Raw genomic sequence first — 431 nt, 5'->3', positions numbered from 1 at the left:
CGGACGAGGGGGGCGAGTTCGGGGTTGCGGGCGGCGTCGTCGAGGGCTTCGCGGAGGGCTTTGTCGTTGGTGGGGCGGGCCTGGTCGAGGAGGCGGAGTCCGGCGTCGGTGACGTCGGTGTAGATGCCGCGGCGGTCGGTGGGGCAGAGGTAGCGGGAGAGCAGCCCCCGGTCCTCGAGGCGGGTGACGAGGCGGGTGGTGGCGCTCTGGCTGAGGACGACGGCGTCGGCGACCTGCTTCATCTGCAGGTGTCCGCCTTCGCCGTTGTGCTGGCGGCTGAGGACGTCGAGCAGGGAGTACTCGCGGACGCTGAGGTCGTGGTTGCTCTGCAGGGCGCGTTCGATGTGGGCCTCGATCCTGCCGTGCAGCAGGGAGAGGGCGCACCAGCCCTGGGCGAGGGCGGTGAGTGCGGGATCGGTCGCTGTCATGGC

The 431-nt window shown here is 71.5% G+C and carries 1 protein-coding gene; it reads right to left on the bottom strand.

What is annotated here, in order from left to right; genetic code table 11:
- A partial coding sequence (locus ADL34_RS34385) for a MarR family winged helix-turn-helix transcriptional regulator (RefSeq protein ID WP_062664666.1) occupies positions 1-428 on the bottom strand: 428 nt, incomplete at its 3' end.
- Positions 429-431 lie beyond the last annotated feature (3 nt).

Origin of the sequence: Streptomyces sp. NRRL WC-3605 (assembly GCF_001509795.1) — a bacterium.
GTDB classification, from domain to species: domain Bacteria; phylum Actinomycetota; class Actinomycetes; order Streptomycetales; family Streptomycetaceae; genus Streptomyces; species Streptomyces viridochromogenes.
This window is presented reverse-complemented; position numbering and strand designations above follow the sequence as displayed.